Below are 3,042 nucleotides of genomic sequence, written 5' to 3' on the forward strand. Positions count from 1 at the left end.
TCGTTGCCGCGCTCGGGGTGGACACGGGGATCTCGAAGTCGGAGGTGTCCCGGATCTGTGCCGCGTTGGACCGGGGCGCCCGGCGAGGTCGTCGTGCGGGGCGCCCGGCACCGCCCCGAGGACCCGGGACCACAGCAGCATCGCCGCCGTCTCGTAGGGGTCGTCGCAGGCGACACTCGCCGCGACGGCCGCCGCCTCGACCGCCGCGATCTCACCCGCGGCCAGTTCGGCATCCTGGGCCGGGGCGGTCACGGAGGCGGAGACCGGCTCGGAGGCGGAGACCGGCTCGGAGGCGGAGACCGGCTCGGAGGCGGAGATCGGCTCGGAGGCGGAGATCGGCTCGGAGGCGGAGATCGGGTCGGACCCGTCGACCGGACCAGAAACGGGCAGCCGGCCGGCCGAAGACACACCCAACAACACCATCACCTCATATAACTATGGGAAGACCCACATTCAACACCAGGTGCCGACTAGTCCGACGGAGCCGTGGCGGTCAGCCAGACGTGGCCAGAGTCCACCTCCTCCGAGGTCGGCCCGGACCGGCAATCGTCGGCGGTCCACCGGTACGGGTTGACGGCCCCGAAGAGGGGCCCCTACCGATCGACCATTGACGCGGCGGCAGGGGCCGCTCACCTTATGGACATGGGTGATGTGGGCAAACCGGAACGGATCGTCGAGGACGAGCCGATCAGCTTTCCCGACGCCGAGCCGTTCACGATTCCGGCGCCGGCTCCCTCCATACCAACTCCGGAACCGGAACCGGTGCCGGTGCCGGTGCCGGGGTGAGTCTGCTCGGCTGGCGCCAGTGGGCGGTCGACCGCGAGGGCCGGTTGCGCCCCGCCTGGACGCCCTGGACGCCGTTCCCGCCGGGCATGCTGCTGTGGCGCCCCGACGGGATCACCCAGGCCCACTGCCTACGCACGGCACGACCCGATCCCGGCGCACCCAGCGGCCCGCCGACCGCGAGCCACGACCGGGTGCCGGGTGAGCACTGCCTGTGTGGCCTCTACGCGTGGCGGACCCCGGAGATCCTCGCGGCGGCCAAGCTCCCACGCTGGTCGTCCTTGCCCTGCGTGGTTGGTGTGGTGCGACTGGGTGGCCGCGTCATCATCGGCGCGCGCGGCTATCGGGCCGAACGCGGCTATCCGGTCGCGCTCCTGGACCGCGATGACGTCGTGGCCAGCGAGTACACCGTAGCGAGATATCGCACGTTTCGGTCCCTCGTGGCGGAGTGGACACCGTCCGCCACCGAGCCGGAGGCGGACGGCCCGACCACCGGGTAAAACCGCCCCGACCATGGCATTAGGGCCCGCTCGGCCTGCGGCGACGGGACGACCGCGCCCGGAAATGGGTATCCCGACTGGGATCACGCTGACAACGCCGGTCACTCTTCGCATTAAGAGCGGCCGAATTTGTGGCGATCCGCACGTCGGCTGCGGATATCGTCGCGAATGTTCCGCTTCTCCGGGCCCTGAGTGTCAACGGACCGGATCACGAGGCGCGAGGGGGGACCGCCGTGACCAGCTCCGACCAGGACCAGGACCAGGACCAGGCCGGTCCGGACCCCGGTGACACGAGGCGCCTCGACGCACGCGGCGTGCCGGGCCGGCCCGGTGAACGGAGCCTGCCGACAGCGGCTCCCGTCGGCGGGCTCCCCTGGCGGCTGCCGGTCGTGCCCGCGGTGATCCTCGGGTATCTCGCCGTGTCCGTCTGGATCTTTCGAGTGGGCTGGCGGCATCCCGGCGAGATTGCCTACGGCGGGAACGACGCCTACCTGTTCTCGTGGTTCCTGCGCTGGACGCCGCACGCCGTGGCGCACGGCCTCGACCCGTTCATCACCCACAGCATCAACGCGCCCGACGGCGCGAACCTGCTGTGGAGCACCCCGGTGCCGCTGCTCGGCCTGCTCGCCGCGCCGGTCACGCTGCTCGCCGGACCGGTGACCGCACTGCTCGTGCTGCTGACGCTCGCGCCCGTGCTCAGCGGCCTGGCGCTGTTCTGGGCCATGCGGCGCTGGGTCCGGGACGCGCCGGCGGCGCTGGCCGGCCTGTTCTACGCCTTCGGGCCCTATGCGATCGGCAGCGCCTACGGCCACCTGCACCTCGCGTTCGCGCCGTTCCCGCCGCTGCTGCTGATGCTGCTCGACGACCTGGTCGTCCGCGGCCGGTCACGGGTCCGGACGGGGATCCTGCTGGGGCTGGCGGTCGCCGGCCAGGCCCTCATCGGTGAGGAGCTCCTCGCGACGTCCGCGCTGGCGGCGGCATTCGGCCTCGGTGTCCTCGCCGTGCGCCACCCGACGGCGGTGCGCGGACGGCTGGCCGCGGCGCTGGGCGGCCTGGGGATCGCGGCGCTGGTCGCGGTGGTGCTGCTCGCGTGGCCACTGGGCGCGCAGTTCCGCGGCGACCAGCGCGTCCACGGATCGATCCAGCCGTCCGGCATCGCCGTGAGCGACCTGGGCACGTTCCTCACCCCCACACCCCTACAGCGCATCGCTCCGCCCAGCGCGCTGCGGCACAGCCTGGGTTTCTCCGGCAACGCCGTGGAGGTGGGCGGCTATCTGGGCCTCCCACTGGTACTGCTGGCCGTCGGGGCGGCGATCGGCGCGCGCCGCGACCCGCTGGTGCGGGTGCTCGTGCCCGTCGGCCTCGCGATGGCGGTGCTCTCCCTCGGCGATCACCTGCACGTCGATGGCCGGGTCACCTCGATCCCGCTGCCGTGGCTGCTCGGCGAGCATCTGCCCGTGCTGCGCAACGCCCTGCCCTCCAGGTTCGCGTTGTACGTGATGCTGTGCGCCGCGGCGATCACGGCCGTGGGCCTGGACCGGCTCGCCGACCGCCGGTCCGCCGCCCGACGGGTGCCGATGCCCTCGCCGGGCAGCACGTTCCCGGACCTCGACCTCCCGGAGCTACCGGACCTCCCGGAGCTACCGGACCTCCCGGAGCTGCCGGACCTGCCGGACCTGCCGGACCTGCCGGACCTGACGCCGCGCCCGGCCGGCCGGGTGGCAATCGCCGAAACCGCCCCGGCCGCGGGTCGCTGGCC

2 protein-coding genes and 2 pseudogenes are annotated in these 3,042 nt (G+C 72.8%); 3 read left to right on the plus strand and 1 reads right to left on the minus strand.

Translation table 11 applies throughout. From position 1 onward, the window contains the following. A pseudogene (locus tag MXD58_RS31755) lies at nucleotides 1-417 on the minus strand (hypothetical protein); the annotation flags it as partial. 69 nt (nucleotides 418-486) lie between these two features. Between MXD58_RS31755 and MXD58_RS23945 the strand changes: the two are divergent. The 3 genes and pseudogenes from MXD58_RS23945 to MXD58_RS23955 all read left to right on the plus strand — a co-directional run. Next, on the plus strand, nucleotides 487-786 hold the full coding sequence (locus MXD58_RS23945) for a hypothetical protein (RefSeq protein ID WP_250609974.1): 300 nt from the start codon (nucleotides 487-489) through the stop codon (nucleotides 784-786). Next, nucleotides 783-1,283 (plus strand): hypothetical protein, encoded by a 501-nt coding sequence (locus MXD58_RS23950; RefSeq protein WP_248838800.1) that lies wholly within the window; start codon nucleotides 783-785, stop codon nucleotides 1,281-1,283. The genes MXD58_RS23945 and MXD58_RS23950 overlap by 4 nt, the downstream gene beginning before the upstream one ends. 233 nt (nucleotides 1,284-1,516) lie before the next feature. Continuing rightward, nucleotides 1,517-3,042 (plus strand): annotated as a pseudogene (locus MXD58_RS23955) (hypothetical protein); the annotation flags it as partial.

It is taken from the genome of Frankia sp. AgKG'84/4 (genome assembly GCF_023242965.2).
Classification (GTDB): Bacteria; Actinomycetota; Actinomycetes; order Frankiales; family Frankiaceae; genus Frankia.